The organism is Flavobacterium sp. RSSA_27, assembly GCF_051547125.1.
Lineage (GTDB): Bacteria > Bacteroidota > Bacteroidia > Flavobacteriales > Flavobacteriaceae > Flavobacterium.
In genome coordinates, this window is record NZ_JBPTTN010000007.1 from 175,896 (window position 1) to 192,691 (window position 16,796).

Here is a 16,796-nt window from a genome sequence, read left to right on the forward strand (position 1 = left end):
TAGATATTTGCTTTACATTTATTTCAAATATAAAAATTGAAAAAAACACTCTTCTTTATCGTTATACTACTGCTTTGTGAAACTAGCATGGCGCAAAAATTCATTTTAGCAATTAATGGATCATCAAAGGCAGAAAGCAAAATAATTGATTCTCTTCAATACAATAAAATCCATAAAAACATTATTTCTTTAGAAAAGGAAATTCTTTTCACTTCGAAAAAACTACAAAATATTGGCTATCTAAACAATATCAGTAATGCCCTCACACAAAAAAATGACAGCACTTTTACTATAATCTTCGAACTAAAAAAACAAATAAAATACAGTCATATATATATAGGTAAAAATGATTTCCTTAAAGACCTAGACAATGAGCTTGCAAACAAGGACACTCTTATTCTTAAATATTCAGAAACTACAACCTTTTTAGAAGAAACCGTCAAAAAATTTGAACAACAAGGTTACACACTTGCCAAACTTCAATTAATCAACATCACAACAAAAGACAACCGATTAATCGCGACACTAGAAACTAAATTAGCTACAAAAAGAAAAGTCAATCAAATTGTTTTAAAATTCAACGATGACGAAAAAGACAAAAATTTCTTCCCTAAAAACTACACCCATCAAATCAATAAAAAATTCATCAACAAAACCTTTAATCAAAATACACTTGCGGCCATTCAAACAGATTTTGACACCTATCCTTTTGCTAAACAAAGTAGAAAACCGGAAATACTACTAAGCAAAGATTCCACAAAAGTGTATGTCTATCTAGAAAAAAGAAAAGCCAACTCTTTTGATGGATTTATAGGATTAGCAAACACCACAGAAAAGAGAACAACAATCAATGGATACTTAGACATCCAACTTCAAAACCTCCTCAAGGCTGGGGAAGATTTTTTTGTATATTGGAAAAGCGATGGGAACGACCAAAAGACTTTTCGAACCGGTATCACCTTACACTATCTTTTCAAAACACCCCTAGGACTAAAAGCACAACTACATATTTTTAAACAAGATAGTACTTTTCAAAATTCTAAAACTTTTGTAGACATTAACTATCTTTTAAATTACAATACTAAATTTTATGCTGGAATAGAATCCACAAGATCAAGTGATATCCAAAATACCAACAACACTATTAGCGATTATACTAACCAGTTCATCACTATCGGATTCAACTACCAAAAAACTGTCCCCAATGCGCAATTTTTCCATGACAAAACAAAAATCGATTTTCGCTTTGGCATAGGACAAAGAGAAGCCACCAACATACTTACTAACAGTTGCAATCAAAATCAATATTTTATCAATTTAAATCTCTCACACAACTTCACAATTAACCCCAAAAACAGCATGAACATAAGAAGCCAAAACTTCTATTTAAAAAGCAACAAGTACTTAACCAATGAATTATTTCGATTTGGAGGACTATACTCTATACGAGGGTTTGCAGAAAATAGTTTACAAGGAAATGCATTTACTAGTATATTAACAGAATATAGATATTTTCTTGATCCGTCATTATACATACACTCTGTATTTGACTACGCTATTTATAAAGATGAAAGCACTTCAACAATTCTTAATAAATTTAACACAATCAACAACTTAGGAATTGGAGTGGTAGCACAAACAAAAAATGGAATCTTTAAAATATCCATTATAAACGGTTCAAATAACTATAAAAAAATCATTTTATTAAATAGTATAATCAATTTATGCTACAATGTTAAATTTTAAAATCAGCAAAAATTAATATTAAAAAAATTAGGAATGTTAACAAATTATTATGAGTTTTGGCACACTAATTCAAAACAATTAAATAATGAAACTAAAGTTCAACGGACTCTTAGTACTTTTAGTAGTACTAATGGCGCAATTAACCTTTGCGCAAGAAAGATCTGTTTCAGGAACTGTTTCTGACAATGCAGGATTGCCAATACCAGGCGTGAGTGTATTAGTTAAAGGAACGAAATCTGGAACTCAAACTGATTTTGATGGTAAATTTACCATTAAAGCTAGCGCAAGCCAAGTGCTTGTATTTAGTTATATCGGTATGAACACTCAAGAAGTTGTTGCAAAATCAACTTTAATCAATGTAAAAATGGCTAGCACTGCCATGGAACTAGAAAGTGTTGTAATTAACACATTAGGTATTGAAGTAAAAAGAAATGAAAAGGCTTCTTCTTTTTCAAAAGTAAAAGGAGATGTAATTGCAAATTCTGGAGAAACTTCAGTTATTAAAGGGCTTTCTGCAAAAGCTTCTGGTGTTGCAATCGTTTCAAACTCTGGTGATCCAGGATCTGGAGCATACATCCAAATTAGAGGACAAAACTCAATTACTGGTTCAACTCAACCATTATTCGTAATAGACGGTACTCCCGTGTCAAATGACGAAATTGGAAGCAGCACCGACGGAGTTGGACAACAAAGCCGTTTAAATGACATTAACCCAAATGATATTGAAAATGTACAAGTTCTCAAAGGTGCCTCTGCAGCAGCTTTATGGGGATATAGAGCTGCTAATGGTGTTATATTGATAACTACAAAAAAAGGTAAAAAAGGTAAAATTTCAGTAGACGTTAACTCTTCAGTATCTTTCGACAAGGTAAACGTTGAAATGAAATTGCAAGACAAATACGGACAAGGGTCAAATGGTGTATGGGTAAGAAATAACGCCAACTCTTATGGTGATAAAATCTCAGCTAGAGCAGGTGGCAGCGACTTATTTAATACAGCTGGACAATATTTCTTAACTAATGATGGAAGAAAAATTTACCCAATTGCAGCGGGAGGCAAAAGAAGTACTGCAAACTTTCAAAAGTCAAATATGGATGCCGTAATTGGAGATGGACTTTTACTAGATAACCACGTTAGTGTTAGTGGGGGTGGAGAAAATACCAACTTTTATTTAGGACTAGGTAATACTAACCAACAAGGTATTATCAGAAATTCTGATTACGAAAGAACAAGCATCGACTTTACTTCTGAATCAAAAATTGGAGATAAAACCTCTTTCAAAACGAAATTTGGATATTCTTCAGTAAATTCAAATCGTGTTCAAACTGGTTCTAACTTAGCTGGTTTATATTTAGGATTATATAGAACTCCTTCTGATTTTGACAATAGAGATTTCATTGGAACAAATATACAAGCAAATGGCTCAGCACAATTAAACAGTCATAGAGCTTACAGACAAGATGTTGGTACTTGGGCTAATGATTTAAACCCAAGCTATAACAACCCATTATGGACAACTGATGTACAAAAAAACCCAAATACAGTTGACCGATACATTGGCGGATTTGAATTAAAGCATGAATTTAGTTCTTGGATTTCTGTTCTTGCTAGACTAGGTTTAGATGGATATAGCGACAAAAGAATTACCATGTTCCCTATGAATTCAGCCGAAAACGGAGGTAACGGTAGAGCAACCGAAAGCGTAACTGATTATCAATCGTTTAATGCAGATTTAATCGCTTTAGGGGATACTAAAATTACAGAAAATATTGGATTGTCATATTTGACAGGTATTAACTTTTCGCAAACAAATTATGATCAAAGAGGAGGTTCTTATAAAAATTTCATTATTGACTCAAACGGGTTTTCTTATGACAATGCTTTATTAATAGACAAAACAACTTTCTTAGACAGAACTTATTCAAAATTAAGTGGAGCGTATTTTTCTACTGCATTTGATTATAAAAACTTTTTATTCTTAACGTTAGGTGGTCGTTTTGAAACTTCTTCAACTTATGATCCTAACTTAAAAGTTTATTTTTATCCAACAGCTGAATTTGGATATAAATTCACTAATGGCTTTGAAAGCGACATTTTAACAGATGGTAAATTAAGAGCTACTTATGGACAGATAGCTTCAATTCCAAGACCTTATGCTGGAACAACTTATTTTAACTCGGCTACGGGTGTTGAAGGATGGGGACCAGCATATGACTCAGGGGCATATAATGGATCATTCCAACAAGCAGGAACTGGAGGAAATAAAAATTTAAAACCAGAGATTAAAACAGAAATGGAAGCTGGTCTTGATTTGCAATTCTTTAAAGCTCTTACAATTAATGCTACTTATTACTCTAATGAAACCAAAGATTTATTAGTAAATGTACCTTTAAATGGAAGTTCTACTTACAGTACTCTTTATGGAAACTTTGCAACTATTCAAAACAGAGGTTTTGAATTAGAGTTTGATGCTAACTTATTATCATCTAGTTCAGAATTAAAATGGCATCTTTTTGGAAACTGGAGTACCAACCGCAATAAAGTAACCAAACTTGATGGGACAAGTTCATTATTTCTTAACGGATTCACTGGCTCTTCTTCTCGTGCTGTTTTAGGACAACCATTAGGAGTGCTTTGGGGTGGTAAGTTTGATAGAGATACAGATGGTGCATTAATATTAGATGCAAACGGATTCCCAACAGCAGCTGAATCAGAAGGAATAATTGGTGATCCTAACCCAGATTGGAGAGGAGCAATAGGAACTTCTTTTAGCTACAAAGGTTTCAAAATTAGCACTTTATTCGACGCTTCAATTGGAGGGGATTTATGGGATGGAACAAGTGGTGCTTTAAATAACTTCGGTAAAACTTTAGAAACTGCGAACGAAGTTACCTTAACTACAGCAACTGTAAACTATGCTGGTGTTACTAAAGCCCCAGGAACATACAGAGGTAATCTAAGAGATTTTGGTGCAGGCCCAGTATTATTAGATCAATCTTGGTACCAATCTCTCGGAGGTGGATTTGGCCCTGTTTCTGAACAGTTTGTTAAATCAGCAACTTGGATCAAATGGAGAGAACTTTCTTTATCGTATAATTTGAATTTAAGCAAGAAAAATTTAGGTGTTGAAAGTATTACTTTTACTGGTACAGGAAGAAACTTATGGTTATGGACTGAAGCTGATTTAGGTCAAGATCCAGAATCAAACCTTACTGGAGGATCAAATGGACGTGGATTACAATACTTCAATGCTCCAAACACTAAATCATTAATATTTAGCGTTAACTTAAAATTTTAAAAAATGAAAAAACTATTTATAAAATCAATAAGTCTATGTTTCATAGCTACAACCATTTTTAGTTGTACGGATTATGTTTCAGATTCTAATGTGGATCCAGATTTAATAACCGATTCTGACGCAAGAAACTTATTCCAAGGTATCCTTCTGGCTGACCAATTCTTTCATACTAGTTCTAACACTAGAGATGTTATGATTTGGTTAAATCAAGCCAATGGAGAAAATAGACAATACGTTGCACTAAACGATTGGAACTTATCAACAGCATCCTCTTTTGATGACAGCTGGAATAATGGCTATGTAAACTGTATTACTAATGCAAAAATAACTGTTTTAAAAGCACAAAAAGAGCAAAATCCTAGATTAGCGGGTGCTGCTCAAGTTATCGAAGCGCATTGTATGGGTACTATCACATCATTATGGGGTGATGCACCATACAGTGAATTAGACATCACTGGAAATAATTTAACTCCAAAATATGACAAGCAAGTAGACATTTACAATAGCCTACAAGTTCTATTAGACAAAGCTATAGTTAATTTGAAAGCTACCACAGGTAAAGGTATCCCATCAGATAAAGATATTTACTATGCTGGAAATGCTTCAAAGTGGTTAAAATTAGCCTACTCATTAAAAGCTAGATATTACTTACATGTTAAAAACTATGCTCAAGCTAAAGCAAATGCATTATTAGGCTTATCAAGTCCTACAGATGATTTCAATGCACAATTTGGAAATGCTAGTTACCAAGACTTTAATCCTTATTACTCTTTTCTTGTTTACGACAGAGATGATTACATGTCAGGAGATGGTTATGGAGCTCGCTTAATTGACCCTTCTGATGCCTTGTATAGAGGGAATGCAAAAACTGACGAACATGCTCGTTTTGCATTCTGCTATAATCAAGAATATTTCTCACCATATTCTTTAAATATTTATGGCGGTGATTACGGTGGAACAAATGGTAAATTTGGAAGTGATTCTGATATGCCAATGGTTTCTTATGGAGAAATGTTATTAATCATTGCCGAAGTTGACGCTAGAAGCGGATTTGCTGCTGGATTAACATCTTACAATACTTATAGAAACTTATTAAATACTGGTTATTCTATTGGAATTGACAACTCAGGTTATGAAAGTGAAACTTTCAAATATTTGCCATATGTAGCTGCTGATTTTGCAGCTGGAGGAATGGAAAACAATTCTGGAACAGCATTAACAGATCAAAATGCTTTACTAAGAGAAATTCTTCAAGAAAAATATGTTTACTTAATGGGAACCTATGAAAGTTTTACAGATTACAGAAGAACGAACAATGCTGCACAAATTCAATTAAAAACTGGAAAAGCAGGAACTCCTCAACGTTTCTTATATCCTCAAGTAGAGATAAACGCTAATCCAAACACACCAAGTCCAGTTCCATCAATTGTGACTAAGACTACGGTAAACCAATAAATTTATTTAATTATTCATTAAAACCACTCCAAAATTTGGAGTGGTTTTTTTTTATATCTTTGCCCCATGGAAAAAGAACATCAAATATTTGGGATAAGAGCGATCATTGAAGCGATTCAAGCGGGGGCCACGGTAGATAAAGTCTATATTCAAAAAGAAGCCAGTAGCGAATTGATGAAAGACTTAATGAAGGTAATGAAAAGAGAAAACATTAATTTCTCTTATGTGCCTGTTGAGAAACTAAACCGACTCACACCTAATAATCACCAAGGTGCGGTAGCTACCATCTCTCCTATTTCCTTTTTTGATTTAGAATCTTTGATTGAAACCGTTCTTGAAAACGGTAAAAATCCTTTATTCTTAGTATTGGATGGAATATCTGATGCTAGAAATTTTGGAGCCATCATCAGAACTGCTGAATGCACCGGAGTGAATGGTATTATTATTCAAAAGTCGGGTTCGGCGCCTGTAAACGGAGATACTGTAAAAACTTCGGCAGGAGCGGTATTTAATATTCCGATTTGTAAAGTAGACCATATTAAAGATGCTATTTTCTTATTGCAAGCGAGCGGTATTAGCACGGTTGCGGCAACTGAGAAAACAGACCAAAGTTTGTACGATGTAACGCTTTCTGGACCTACTGCTATTGTAATGGGAGCCGAAGACCGAGGTATTAATCCATCCGTTTTAAAAATCATAGATGAAAAAGCGAAACTGCCTATGTTTGGAACTATTGGCTCACTAAACGTATCTGTGGCTTGTGGTGCATTTTTGTATGAAGCAGTAAGACAGAGAAGTTAGATTGTAGAAGGCAGATTTTAGAATACTGTTCGTGGTAGAAATTCACGAATTGCTCAATATTAAAGGAATCAAAACTCTTGTTTTGGTTCCTTTTTTTGTGTGGGCACACAATCGTAATGAATGGGTAAATTGGAAGTAAAATACGCCATTATAGGATCTATCTCCTCCTCTACCTCAGGTTTTGGTGGGTTGACAAAATTGCCGTTCTCGTCAAAGCGTTGCATAAATTTATCTTGCGATGGGTCATAATCCGGGCGCTCCCAGTCGTATTTGTAGATTTTTTGATATTCCTCGGCTTTGAAAACGATGGACAATAAAAATCCAGTAATAAAACCTGCTAAATGACCTTCCCAAGAAATGGTATGGTCTACTTCGGGGAAGACATACCAAATCAAACCACCATAGACCAAAACGACGGCTAAAGAAAGTGCTACCAATCGATAATATTGCGTTTGAATTCCCTTAAAAAAAATAAAACTGACTAAAACATAAATGAGTCCACTAGCACCAATATGATAATTAGGACGACCTATAACCCAAGTAATACCACCAGACAAAACTATTCCGAAGCATAGAACTGCTAGCGTTTGTTTAGGATAAAAATAAGATAGGGCTGTCAACAAAACGAGTAATGGCAGGGAATTGTTATACAGATGCAACAAATCCGCATGAATGAAAGGACTAAAAAAAATGCCTTGCAATCCTGATATCGTTCTTGGTAAAATACCATTTTTATCAAAATCGAAATGAAAACGAATTTCTATCCAATAGACCATCCAAATCGTCAATAAAAAAAGTAGGGGCAATAAGACTACGCGATTACGAAATTGAAAATGGGTTTCTTCCATTGGATAAATGTGCTATATTAGAAAATATTCAGCGTTTAAATAGTTAACATATAAGTCAAGTAAGTTTGTTAAATTAGCTTTTAAGACTGCTGGTTAAAAGGAAATATAAGTTCCTACTCTTCCTTAAAAACAATCTAAAATACTTAAATAATCTACTATTTTCACTTTACTTATTTAATGTAAAACTAAAATGACTTATATGTTGTACATTTTTTATTAAGTACTGCATTGATAGCATTAAGCCGATAAACTTCATTAGTACTTCTCAAAAATACATCCAAAATAGCAGAAATGCTAAATTGTCATACCCAATGCGTCTTGGTATGTTTAGCCCAGATGGAAATGAAAAGCCCGGAGTGCCGCGCTCTATTTTTTTCTTGGTAGAAAAGAGCGACCAAAGGAAGCTCCTTTTATGCCTAGAAAAAAAAGAACGCGGTGCGAGGACTTGTAATGTACAGCTGGATAGGCTCCTGAAAACTATAAAAATGTTTATTTTTGTGGTATGGAAGCACCTTTAGCAGAACGCATTCGGCCACAAGCCTTGACGGATTATATAAGTCAAACCCATCTGGTGGGCCCCAACGGCTCGTTGACGCAACAAATTAAGAACGGCATTATCCCTTCCCTACTTTTTTGGGGACCTCCTGGGACTGGCAAAACTACGCTGGCGCAGATTATTGCACAGGAATCTAAACGACCTTTTTATGAATTGAGCGCCATCAATTCGGGCGTGAAGGACATTCGCGATGTGATTGAAAAAGCCAAACAAAGTGGCGGTTTGTTTACCACCAAAAATCCGATTTTGTTTATTGATGAGATTCATCGTTTTAGTAAATCGCAACAAGATTCGCTTTTGGCTGCGGTGGAAAAAGGATGGATTACTTTGATTGGTGCTACGACTGAAAATCCGAGTTTCGAGGTGATTCCCGCTTTGCTTTCGCGCTGTCAAGTGTATATTTTGAATGCTTTTACGAAACAGGATTTAGAAGCTCTGCTAGAAAGAGCAATGAAAGCAGACGCCATTTTGGCCAGTAAAAAAATTGAATTACAAGAAAGCGAAGCTTTGTTGCGTTTATCTGGAGGCGATGGTAGAAAACTGCTTAATATTTTTGAATTGGTGGTCAATGCGTCGGCCTCGGAACCGATTATTATAACTAATGAGCGGGTTTTGGAATTGGTGCAACAAAATACGGTTTTGTATGACAAGACGGGAGAACAACATTATGACATTGTTTCCGCTTTTATAAAATCGATTCGAGGGAGTGATCCCAACGGGGCAGTATATTGGTTGGCCCGAATGATTGAAGGTGGCGAAGACGTCAAATTTATAGCCAGACGTATGTTAATTTTGGCAAGTGAAGACATTGGTAATGCTAATCCCACGGCCTTTATTATGGCTAATAATACGTTTCAGGCGGTGGCTACAATTGGCTATCCTGAGAGCCGCATTATTTTGAGTCAGTGTGCGGTATATTTGGCAACTTCCCCAAAAAGCAATGCCTCGTATATGGCCATAGGCACAGCACAACAAATCGTAAAACAAACGGGAGATTTGCCCGTACCCTTGCACTTAAGAAACGCTCCGACAAAATTAATGAAGGAGTTGGGCTATGGTGAAGAATACAAATATTCGCATGATTACGCGGACAATTTTGCCGAACAAGAATTCCTTCCTGACGCACTGAGCAACACACCTATTTATGTTCCCAGTAACAACTCGAGAGAAAATAGTATTCGAGAGTTTTTGAAAAATAGATGGAAGGAGAAGTATGGATACTAATGAAGTTAGAGGTTAGAGGTTAGAAGTAAATAAAAACGAGAATGCTTTGACAAATCAAATCATTCTCGTTTTTTTATATGTGTGGTTGGTATTCTAAACGAACTAAAACTTAATCGCTATTTTTTCAGACATCAATTGGTCATTTTGATAATACTCAAAAAACCACTCGTTATCTTTTAAAAGTAAAGCACCTTGAACACCGTCTCTAACAGCCGTAAAATAATCGCTTTTTGAGGTTTTGTACAATTTCATCACAACTTTTGGAGTCGTATCTACTAATTGATAGCCATTGGCTGTAGGTTGCGCGTAATAGACTGTAGTATTGGCTGCTATATTAGTTGCTACTACAGTACTAACAGGTGCACTAGCACTGGATACAACTGGTACTGGTACGGCAACTGCTGTTGGACTAGGAACTACGATTGCAGGAGTTACAACTACTGGAGTTGCTCCAGGAGTATATTTATAATGCATTGCATACAACGAATTAAAAGCCTCATCTAAAACCTCCGTGTACGCTGCAGGATATTCTTTTTCTTTTGAGTAACCTGTCGCTGATTTAAAAATTTCTTTTCCGTTACAATCTTTCAATACAAAATACATTTTGGTTGCTAAGAAAGATTTAAGATTAATGATATCTATATACAACAAACTGCATTTGTCATAAGAATTAGGTTCTTCTACATAAAACGCTTCAAAACCTGCTTTAGTTAAATTGTGTTTAGTCATTGTTGACAAACGATATTCGTTTGTTTTTTTTTGAAAATCAAATTTCAAAGGAACAATAACCGCTTTAAAATCATTTATAGATTGAGCGAAAGAAAAATTTGTCAGAAGGGCGAAAAAGAATAAAAAACGTACTTTCATTATCATTATTTTAAAGTAAAAAAACAGAGGAAAAAACCTCTTTCTATTTGGTTTAAAGTTACAAGAAATTTTGTAACTCTAATAAATGTTTCACTTGTTTGATTTCGGGTGCTACAGGAACTTGATTTGGATTGAAAAATATAGCTGTTAAACCAGCATTTATCGCTCCATTAACATCTGCATCGAGACAATCACCAATCATTACGCTCTGCTCCTTTTTGGTATTGGCCACTTCGAGTGCGTGCTCAAAAATAATAGGATTCGGCTTCTTAACTCCTGCCATTTCAGAATTGGTGATGGTTTTAAAATAAATTTCTAAATTAGAATTTCTAACTTTTTTATCTTGAACAGCAGCAAAACCGTTTGTAATGATGTGCAAAGTGTATTTCTTATGCAAGTATTCTAAAATATCGATAGTCCCTTCGAATAGAAAGTTATTTTCTGGCAACAAATCAATATAGTCAATTGCCATTTGATGAATTGCTGCGTCAGAAATGGCATATCCTAAGGCATCAAATGACAATTTCAAGCGATCATAACGCAATTGATTATGCGAAATTTGATCTTTTTGATACAGTTTCCAACAGGCTTGGTTAATCGGGATATATTTTTCTATAAATAAGGTCGTATCCACATCAGGATGATTTTTTTTGAAAATAGCATCAAAAGCCATCTCAGAATTTTTGTCAAAATCCCAAAGAGTGTGATCTAAATCAAAAAAGACATCGGTTATATTTTTTAAAAGCATACTATTATTTGAATATTCGTTTATCAAAAGGAAAATCAATCTGATCTGTAATTTGAATTTGTTTGAAATCCTGATGAAACGGATTAATTAAGAAATTAAAATCTCCTTTAACCACTGCTGAAGGTACTTTGAGTATCGCAAAATCATTTTGTTGAATAAAACGGTCTCCAATTACAGCCGTATGAAAAGAGGAAGGAAACACATTCCAATCCGATTGTAAATCGGCCATTTTAACTTCCAAAACCTCAATAGCATCAGGAATAACAATGGTTAGCATTACAAAATCGCTTGGCAAAGTAGCTAATGACAAATGTACAACAACCTCTGCCATAGCAAGTGCTCTACTTTCTGCTGTGTAAATGATTTCTGTGCCTTTAGAATTCCATCTGGCACCACAGATTGAAGCACCTTTACCTGACAACTCTATGGGATACTTCTTTCGGGCTAGTCGAAAAACTTCCATTACACAAAAATACCTTGGTCGATTTTTATCATTTCTTGTAAAACCATTTCTTTGCCGTAAGAATCTCGCAACAACTCAATTGGTTTTAGATTGCCTAAAGCATATGAAGGAAGTGTTAGCCAACTGTAAAACTGTTCTTCTGAATCGAAAATGGTTCTGCCAACGGTGGTGACTTCGGCCAGTTCTACTATTTTTTCGGATTGCAAAGGTTTAAAAACAAAACTATCCTTGGCACGACAGCGTTGTAAAGATTTTGTGGATATTCCTAAGAAAAGCGCCCAATCTTCTTCATTAAAAGGCGTTTGTTCTTGAATCAATTTAAAAAATTCATAGGGAATCCCTTCGCGAATGGCGTGAACAATTAGCATTTTATTCTTTAAAAAATCAGCATACGTCAATTTTTTATTCAACACTTTGTAGCCACTACTTTGCTCTAATTTAGAAACAAAAGAACGCACCATTGCATTGATAGCTGTTTGAGAATTTAGTTTAATAGCTTCCATAAAAAAGACATTTGTCTGCAAATATAAGACAAATGTCCGTATTAAATACGTTAATTATAAAATTCCTTCATCAGCAAAGCTAAAATAACTATGCTCAGTGACAATTATATGGTCTAAGACAGGAATATCCAACTGTAGTCCAGCATTTTTAATTTTTTTAGTTACCTGAATATCGGCTTCGCTGGCTTGAAGTTTGCCTGATGGATGATTATGTGATAAAATTATTGCTACTGCATTTTGTTCTAATGCTATTTTGAATACTAATCGCACATCAACAACAGTTCCTGTAATTCCTCCTTTGCTGAGTTGTGCTTTAAAAATAATCTTATTCGCATTATTAAGATATACCACCCAAAACTCTTCATGAGCTAACTCCCCTATAATTGGATACATTTCTTGATACATCACTTTACTCGAAGTTACTTTTACCAATTCGAGAGGGTTTTCTTCTTTTCTTCGTCTTCCCAATTCTAAAGCCGCTGCAATCGTAATGGCTTTGGCTTCGCCTATCCCTTTAAATTCCATCAACTGAGCCAAAGATTGTTTTCCTAAAGAAGACAAATTATTATTGACACTAGCTAAAATACGCTTACTCAGCGCCACTGCCGATTCATTTCTACTTCCTGAACCTATCAAGATAGCGACTAATTCGGCATCACTTAAGGCACTTTTGCCTTTAAGCATCAATTTTTCACGAGGTTTGTCATCTTCAGACCAATGGGTAATAGGGAAATTAGTTGCTTCCAAATGGTAAATGTTTATAAATGAACAGATTACTTATAAAGTAAATATATAGTATATTTCTTAAAATAAAAAATGTGCTCTTTACAATTTGCAAAGAGCACATTTATTTTATACAAATGAATTTATTATTCTATTATGCTTTTAACTTCATCAAAATTCAACCCGCCGTAATTTCCAGAGCTCATCAGTAGCAATGCTGAATTCTCTAAATTTTGATTAAACAAAAAAGTCTTGAATTCGGCTGGATTAGTATAAATAATTAAGTCTTCTCTATTGAAAGCTTTGGCTATTTGTTCATAGGTCACTTCTTCGAGTTGCTTAATTTTTACAGCATCAGGAGAATAGAAAACCACGGCAACATCCGCGTATTCAAGTGCTCCTTCGTATTCTTTTAAAAATTCAGCATTCAAACTGCTGTAAGTGTGTAATTCCAAACAAGCCACCAACGTACGATCAGGATATTGCTCTTTTACGGCTTTTGTAGTTGCCGCTACTTTACTCGGTGAATGTGCAAAATCTTTGTAAGCTACTTTCCCTTTACCTTCGGCTATTTTTTCTAATCGTTTCGAAGCTCCTTTAAAACTAGCAATCGCTTCATAAAAATCAGCTTCATCTACGCCCATATTTTGACAAATCCATTTGGCACCAGCGAGATTGTTCAAATTATGCGCTCCAAAAACTTCAATTGGCATAGGTCCTTCTGGCGTTTCTAAAAGCGTTACTCCATCTTTTACTTCATAGTTTGGAGTGTTATACGCCATTTTACGAATCGGATTCGTAGCTGCTTCGGCCACTCTTTTCACTTCTGCATCTTCTGCATTATAGACTAAAATTCCGCCATTGGTGATTTTGTCAATAAAAATCTCGAATTGATTGACATAATTTTCATAGGTCGGAAACACATTGATATGGTCCCAAGCAATTCCAGAAATCAAAGCAATATTCGGTTGGTACAAATGAAATTTAGGTCTTCTATCAATTGGAGAAGACAAATATTCATCTCCTTCCAAAACCATAAAATCATTTTCTTCTGTAAGATGCACCATAGTATCAAACCCTTCCAATTGGGCGCCCACCATATAATCTACTGCTATATTATGATAGTGCATCACGTGCAAAATCATAGAAGTAATTGTAGTTTTTCCGTGCGAACCTCCTATCACAACACGGGTTTTGTTTTTGGATTGTTCGTATAAAAACTCAGGGTAAGAATAAATTTTCAATCCTAATTCTTGAGCTTTTAACAATTCTGGATTATCAGCTTTTGCGTGCATTCCTAGAATCACGGCTTCAATATCAGTAGTAATTTTTTCAGGAAACCAACCTAGTTCAGCAGGCAAAATTCCTTTTTTCTCTAAGCGAGATTTTGAAGGTTCGAAAATAGCATCATCGCTACCTGTTACTTGATATCCTTTGTTGTGTAGCGCCAAGGCCAAATTGTGCATTGCACTTCCGCCAATAGCTATAAAATGAAGCCCCCTAGCCCCCGAAGGGGGAACAGCAGCAGTATTGTTTGTATTTGAATTCATAATGAATGAGTATAATTATTCCTATTTTATTTATAATGTCATGAGTTCCCCCTTTGGGGGCTAGGGGGCTTGCCCTTTTAGTTCTTGCGCTTTCTTAGGGTTGTTTAATTTTTTCAAATATAATTGATATAATTTTTGAAAAGTGACTTTTGAATTGCCAATTTCGTGCGCTTTTTTATATTGAATTTCCGCAGCCGAATAGCGGTCAAAATACTCCTCAATATGCCCACGAGACAAATAACCATCCACAGGAGAAATTTTCAATAACTCATTAGAATACTGTATCGCTTTGGCTTGACTACCACCAACTATTCCGGGCAATTGCAAATTGAGTTCAATGAGTGCCCATCTCGCCTCAATGTGTTTAGGATCGAGAGCAATGGCTTTTTCAAAAGAGGATCGAATGTCACCAATCATCCCCAAAGCCTTGAATTTATTCACTTCTTTGGCTTTCATCCCCATAACTCCGCCACATTTGTAATGATAATCGGCTTCATTGGGTTTTATTTTTTTTAATTTATTGTAATAGCCTAGCGCTTTATCCCATTGCTTTTGTTTTCCTGCAATATCGCCAAGATATTCGAGAGCTTTCAAATCATTTGGGTTGACTTTCAAAACCGACTCAAACAAAGGAGTTGCTTGTGCATATTTTTCAGCTTTGAACAATTTTTCAGCGGTTTCGAAATTAGATTGAGAAACCATAAAAAGAGGAAATAGAATAAAAAACAGTGCTGATTTTTTCATTCTTCAAAAATAAATAAATTTTAGAGTAAACAGACGCATAATTTACATTCAAGATAAACTAAGACGAAATAAATAATACAAAGAAAAAATTAAAATCACATTCCCCTAACACTACCCTCTTATTTTCGTAAAAACTTTATATGAAATCGATAATAACCAAAAGTTTGCCTAAGCAAACACCGAAGAGAAGCAAGTCGATACCATATGTGTCCTTGAAAAAATATAATTCACACATATGAAAAGTAAACGAAAAATTCCTCTAGTCGTAATTAGTGATTTGCATTTGGGCACGTATGGTTGCCAAGCCAAAGAATTACTACAATACCTCAAATCCATTCAACCACAAATTTTAATTCTCAATGGCGATATTATTGATATGTGGAATTTCAGCAAAAGTTACTTTCCTGTAGCGCATATGAATGTTTTGAGACAAATCATAAAACTCTCCAATTTAGGCACAAGAGTCATCTACATCACCGGAAATCACGATGAAGCTCTTCGTAAATATTCGGATTTTGTTTTGGGAAATTTTGAGTTGGTCGACAAATTGATTTTAGAAATCGATGGCAAAAAAACCTGGTTCTTTCACGGCGATGTGTTTGATTCTTCCACCAGAGGCTATGCCAAAATCCTTGCTAAATTGGGTGGCAAAGGCTATGATTTATTGATTCTAATCAACAGTTGTATCAATTGGTTTCGCGAATTGTTCGGCAAAGAAAAAAGAAGCTACTCCAAAACCATCAAAGACAGTGTAAAAAAGGCCGTCGCTTTTATCAGCAATTTCGAAACGACCGCTGCCGAAATCGCTATTGAAAAAGGATATCATTATGTAGTTTGTGGACATATTCATAAACCTCAAATGAAAATAATAGAAAACGAACACGGACAAGTCACCTACCTCAATAGCGGTGATTGGGTAGAAAATCTCACCGCTTTAGAATACAAAAAAGGAAAATGGAGCATCTACCAATACCTTAAAGAACATTACAAAGATCAGGAAACCATTGAAGTGAAAGCAAAAAATGACATGCTTTCAAAAATTTTATCTCAATAAGGTCTTCCTTAGACTAAAGATTACCGTTTCATTGCCAAAACAACAACTAAATCCCGTAAAAAAACCGCCTTGAAATGAATCAAGACGGTCTTATCTATTATAGTTTTTAGGAGCAGAAAAAATGGGCATTCTAGTTGTCATCGTCCCGCTATCCTTTACAATCTTTGGTGTCGAACACCGTCACCAAAGGATTTTCACTGCTATCGGGGCTAAAGA

General features: G+C 35.0%; 14 protein-coding genes. 6 read left to right on the forward strand and 8 right to left on the reverse strand.

Annotated features, from left to right (window positions below; all coding sequences use genetic code 11):
• Nucleotides 1-36 precede the first annotated feature (36 nt).
• The 4 genes from ACSVH5_RS11425 (at nucleotide 37) to rlmB (ending at nucleotide 7,300) form a co-directional block, all read left to right on the forward strand.
• Nucleotides 37-1,746, forward strand: a complete 1,710-nt coding sequence (locus ACSVH5_RS11425) for a hypothetical protein (RefSeq protein ID WP_438061552.1) — start codon at nucleotides 37-39, stop codon at nucleotides 1,744-1,746.
• An 85-nt stretch (nucleotides 1,747-1,831) separates the two neighbouring features.
• Nucleotides 1,832-5,044: a SusC/RagA family TonB-linked outer membrane protein gene (locus ACSVH5_RS11430; RefSeq protein WP_438061553.1), complete on the forward strand. Its 3,213-nt coding sequence runs from the start codon at nucleotides 1,832-1,834 to the stop codon at nucleotides 5,042-5,044.
• 3 nt (nucleotides 5,045-5,047) lie between these two features.
• Nucleotides 5,048-6,499 (forward strand): SusD/RagB family nutrient-binding outer membrane lipoprotein, encoded by a 1,452-nt coding sequence (locus ACSVH5_RS11435; RefSeq protein WP_438061554.1) that lies wholly within the window; start codon nucleotides 5,048-5,050, stop codon nucleotides 6,497-6,499.
• A 66-nt stretch (nucleotides 6,500-6,565) separates the two neighbouring features.
• Nucleotides 6,566-7,300 (forward strand): 23S rRNA (guanosine(2251)-2'-O)-methyltransferase RlmB, encoded by a 735-nt coding sequence (gene rlmB, locus ACSVH5_RS11440; RefSeq protein ID WP_438061555.1) that lies wholly within the window; start codon nucleotides 6,566-6,568, stop codon nucleotides 7,298-7,300.
• 68 nt (nucleotides 7,301-7,368) lie between these two features.
• Here the strand turns inward: rlmB and ACSVH5_RS11445 are convergent, their stop codons facing one another.
• Nucleotides 7,369-8,148: a rhomboid family intramembrane serine protease gene (locus ACSVH5_RS11445; protein WP_438061556.1), complete on the reverse strand. Its 780-nt coding sequence runs from the start codon at nucleotides 8,146-8,148 to the stop codon at nucleotides 7,369-7,371.
• A gap of 502 nt (nucleotides 8,149-8,650) precedes the next feature.
• Between ACSVH5_RS11445 and ACSVH5_RS11450 the strand changes: the two genes are divergently transcribed.
• Nucleotides 8,651-9,928 (forward strand): replication-associated recombination protein A, encoded by a 1,278-nt coding sequence (locus tag ACSVH5_RS11450; RefSeq protein ID WP_438061557.1) that lies wholly within the window; start codon nucleotides 8,651-8,653, stop codon nucleotides 9,926-9,928.
• Nucleotides 9,929-10,030: 102 nt separating this feature from the next.
• Here ACSVH5_RS11450 and ACSVH5_RS11455 read toward each other — a convergent pair whose 3' ends face one another.
• The 7 genes from ACSVH5_RS11455 to ACSVH5_RS11485 form a co-directional block, all read right to left on the reverse strand.
• Nucleotides 10,031-10,795, reverse strand: a complete 765-nt coding sequence (locus tag ACSVH5_RS11455; protein WP_438061558.1) for a hypothetical protein — start codon at nucleotides 10,793-10,795, stop codon at nucleotides 10,031-10,033.
• A 58-nt stretch (nucleotides 10,796-10,853) separates the two neighbouring features.
• Nucleotides 10,854-11,543 (reverse strand): YjjG family noncanonical pyrimidine nucleotidase, encoded by a 690-nt coding sequence (locus ACSVH5_RS11460; RefSeq protein ID WP_438061559.1) that lies wholly within the window; start codon nucleotides 11,541-11,543, stop codon nucleotides 10,854-10,856.
• Between the two features lie 4 nt (nucleotides 11,544-11,547).
• Complete coding sequence (locus ACSVH5_RS11465) at nucleotides 11,548-12,006, reverse strand: RES family NAD+ phosphorylase (protein WP_438061560.1); 459 nt, start codon at nucleotides 12,004-12,006, stop codon at nucleotides 11,548-11,550.
• Nucleotides 12,006-12,509, reverse strand: a complete 504-nt coding sequence (gene parS / locus ACSVH5_RS11470) for a type II RES/Xre toxin-antitoxin system antitoxin (RefSeq protein WP_438061561.1) — start codon at nucleotides 12,507-12,509, stop codon at nucleotides 12,006-12,008. Before parS ends, ACSVH5_RS11465 begins: the two co-directional genes overlap by 1 nt.
• Before the next feature lie 54 nt (nucleotides 12,510-12,563).
• The gene (radC, locus tag ACSVH5_RS11475) at nucleotides 12,564-13,256 is read right to left on the reverse strand and encodes a RadC family protein (RefSeq protein WP_438061562.1); all 693 of its coding nucleotides are present in this window, start codon (nucleotides 13,254-13,256) and stop codon (nucleotides 12,564-12,566) included.
• Nucleotides 13,257-13,378: 122 nt separating this feature from the next.
• Complete coding sequence (locus ACSVH5_RS11480; protein ID WP_438061563.1) at nucleotides 13,379-14,782, reverse strand: UDP-N-acetylmuramate--L-alanine ligase; 1,404 nt, start codon at nucleotides 14,780-14,782, stop codon at nucleotides 13,379-13,381.
• 60 nt (nucleotides 14,783-14,842) lie between these two features.
• Complete coding sequence (locus tag ACSVH5_RS11485; RefSeq protein WP_438061564.1) at nucleotides 14,843-15,526, reverse strand: tetratricopeptide repeat protein; 684 nt, start codon at nucleotides 15,524-15,526, stop codon at nucleotides 14,843-14,845.
• Between the two features lie 235 nt (nucleotides 15,527-15,761).
• Here ACSVH5_RS11485 and ACSVH5_RS11490 point away from each other — a divergent pair, with 235 nt between their 5' ends.
• Complete coding sequence (locus tag ACSVH5_RS11490) at nucleotides 15,762-16,580, forward strand: UDP-2,3-diacylglucosamine diphosphatase (protein WP_438061565.1); 819 nt, start codon at nucleotides 15,762-15,764, stop codon at nucleotides 16,578-16,580.
• The last annotated feature ends 216 nt before the right edge of the window (nucleotides 16,581-16,796 follow it).

Excerpts from the sequence above, each read along its gene's own strand:
- ACSVH5_RS11430 (WP_438061553.1), top strand. The coding sequence starts at position 1,832 with ATGAAACTAAAGTTCAACGGACTCTTAGTACTTTTAGTAGTACTAATG.
- ACSVH5_RS11435 (WP_438061554.1), top strand. The coding sequence starts at position 5,048 with ATGAAAAAACTATTTATAAAATCAATAAGTCTATGTTTCATAGCTACA.
- rlmB (WP_438061555.1), top strand. The coding sequence starts at position 6,566 with ATGGAAAAAGAACATCAAATATTTGGGATAAGAGCGATCATTGAAGCG.
- ACSVH5_RS11445 (WP_438061556.1), bottom strand. The coding sequence starts at position 8,148 with ATGGAAGAAACCCATTTTCAATTTCGTAATCGCGTAGTCTTATTGCCC.
- ACSVH5_RS11450 (WP_438061557.1), top strand. The coding sequence starts at position 8,651 with ATGGAAGCACCTTTAGCAGAACGCATTCGGCCACAAGCCTTGACGGAT.
- ACSVH5_RS11455 (WP_438061558.1), bottom strand. The coding sequence starts at position 10,795 with ATGAAAGTACGTTTTTTATTCTTTTTCGCCCTTCTGACAAATTTTTCT.
- ACSVH5_RS11460 (WP_438061559.1), bottom strand. The coding sequence starts at position 11,543 with ATGCTTTTAAAAAATATAACCGATGTCTTTTTTGATTTAGATCACACT.
- ACSVH5_RS11465 (WP_438061560.1), bottom strand. The coding sequence starts at position 12,006 with ATGGAAGTTTTTCGACTAGCCCGAAAGAAGTATCCCATAGAGTTGTCA.
- parS (WP_438061561.1), bottom strand. The coding sequence starts at position 12,509 with ATGGAAGCTATTAAACTAAATTCTCAAACAGCTATCAATGCAATGGTG.
- ACSVH5_RS11480 (WP_438061563.1), bottom strand. The coding sequence starts at position 14,782 with ATGAATTCAAATACAAACAATACTGCTGCTGTTCCCCCTTCGGGGGCT.
- ACSVH5_RS11485 (WP_438061564.1), bottom strand. The coding sequence starts at position 15,526 with ATGAAAAAATCAGCACTGTTTTTTATTCTATTTCCTCTTTTTATGGTT.
- ACSVH5_RS11490 (WP_438061565.1), top strand. The coding sequence starts at position 15,762 with ATGAAAAGTAAACGAAAAATTCCTCTAGTCGTAATTAGTGATTTGCAT.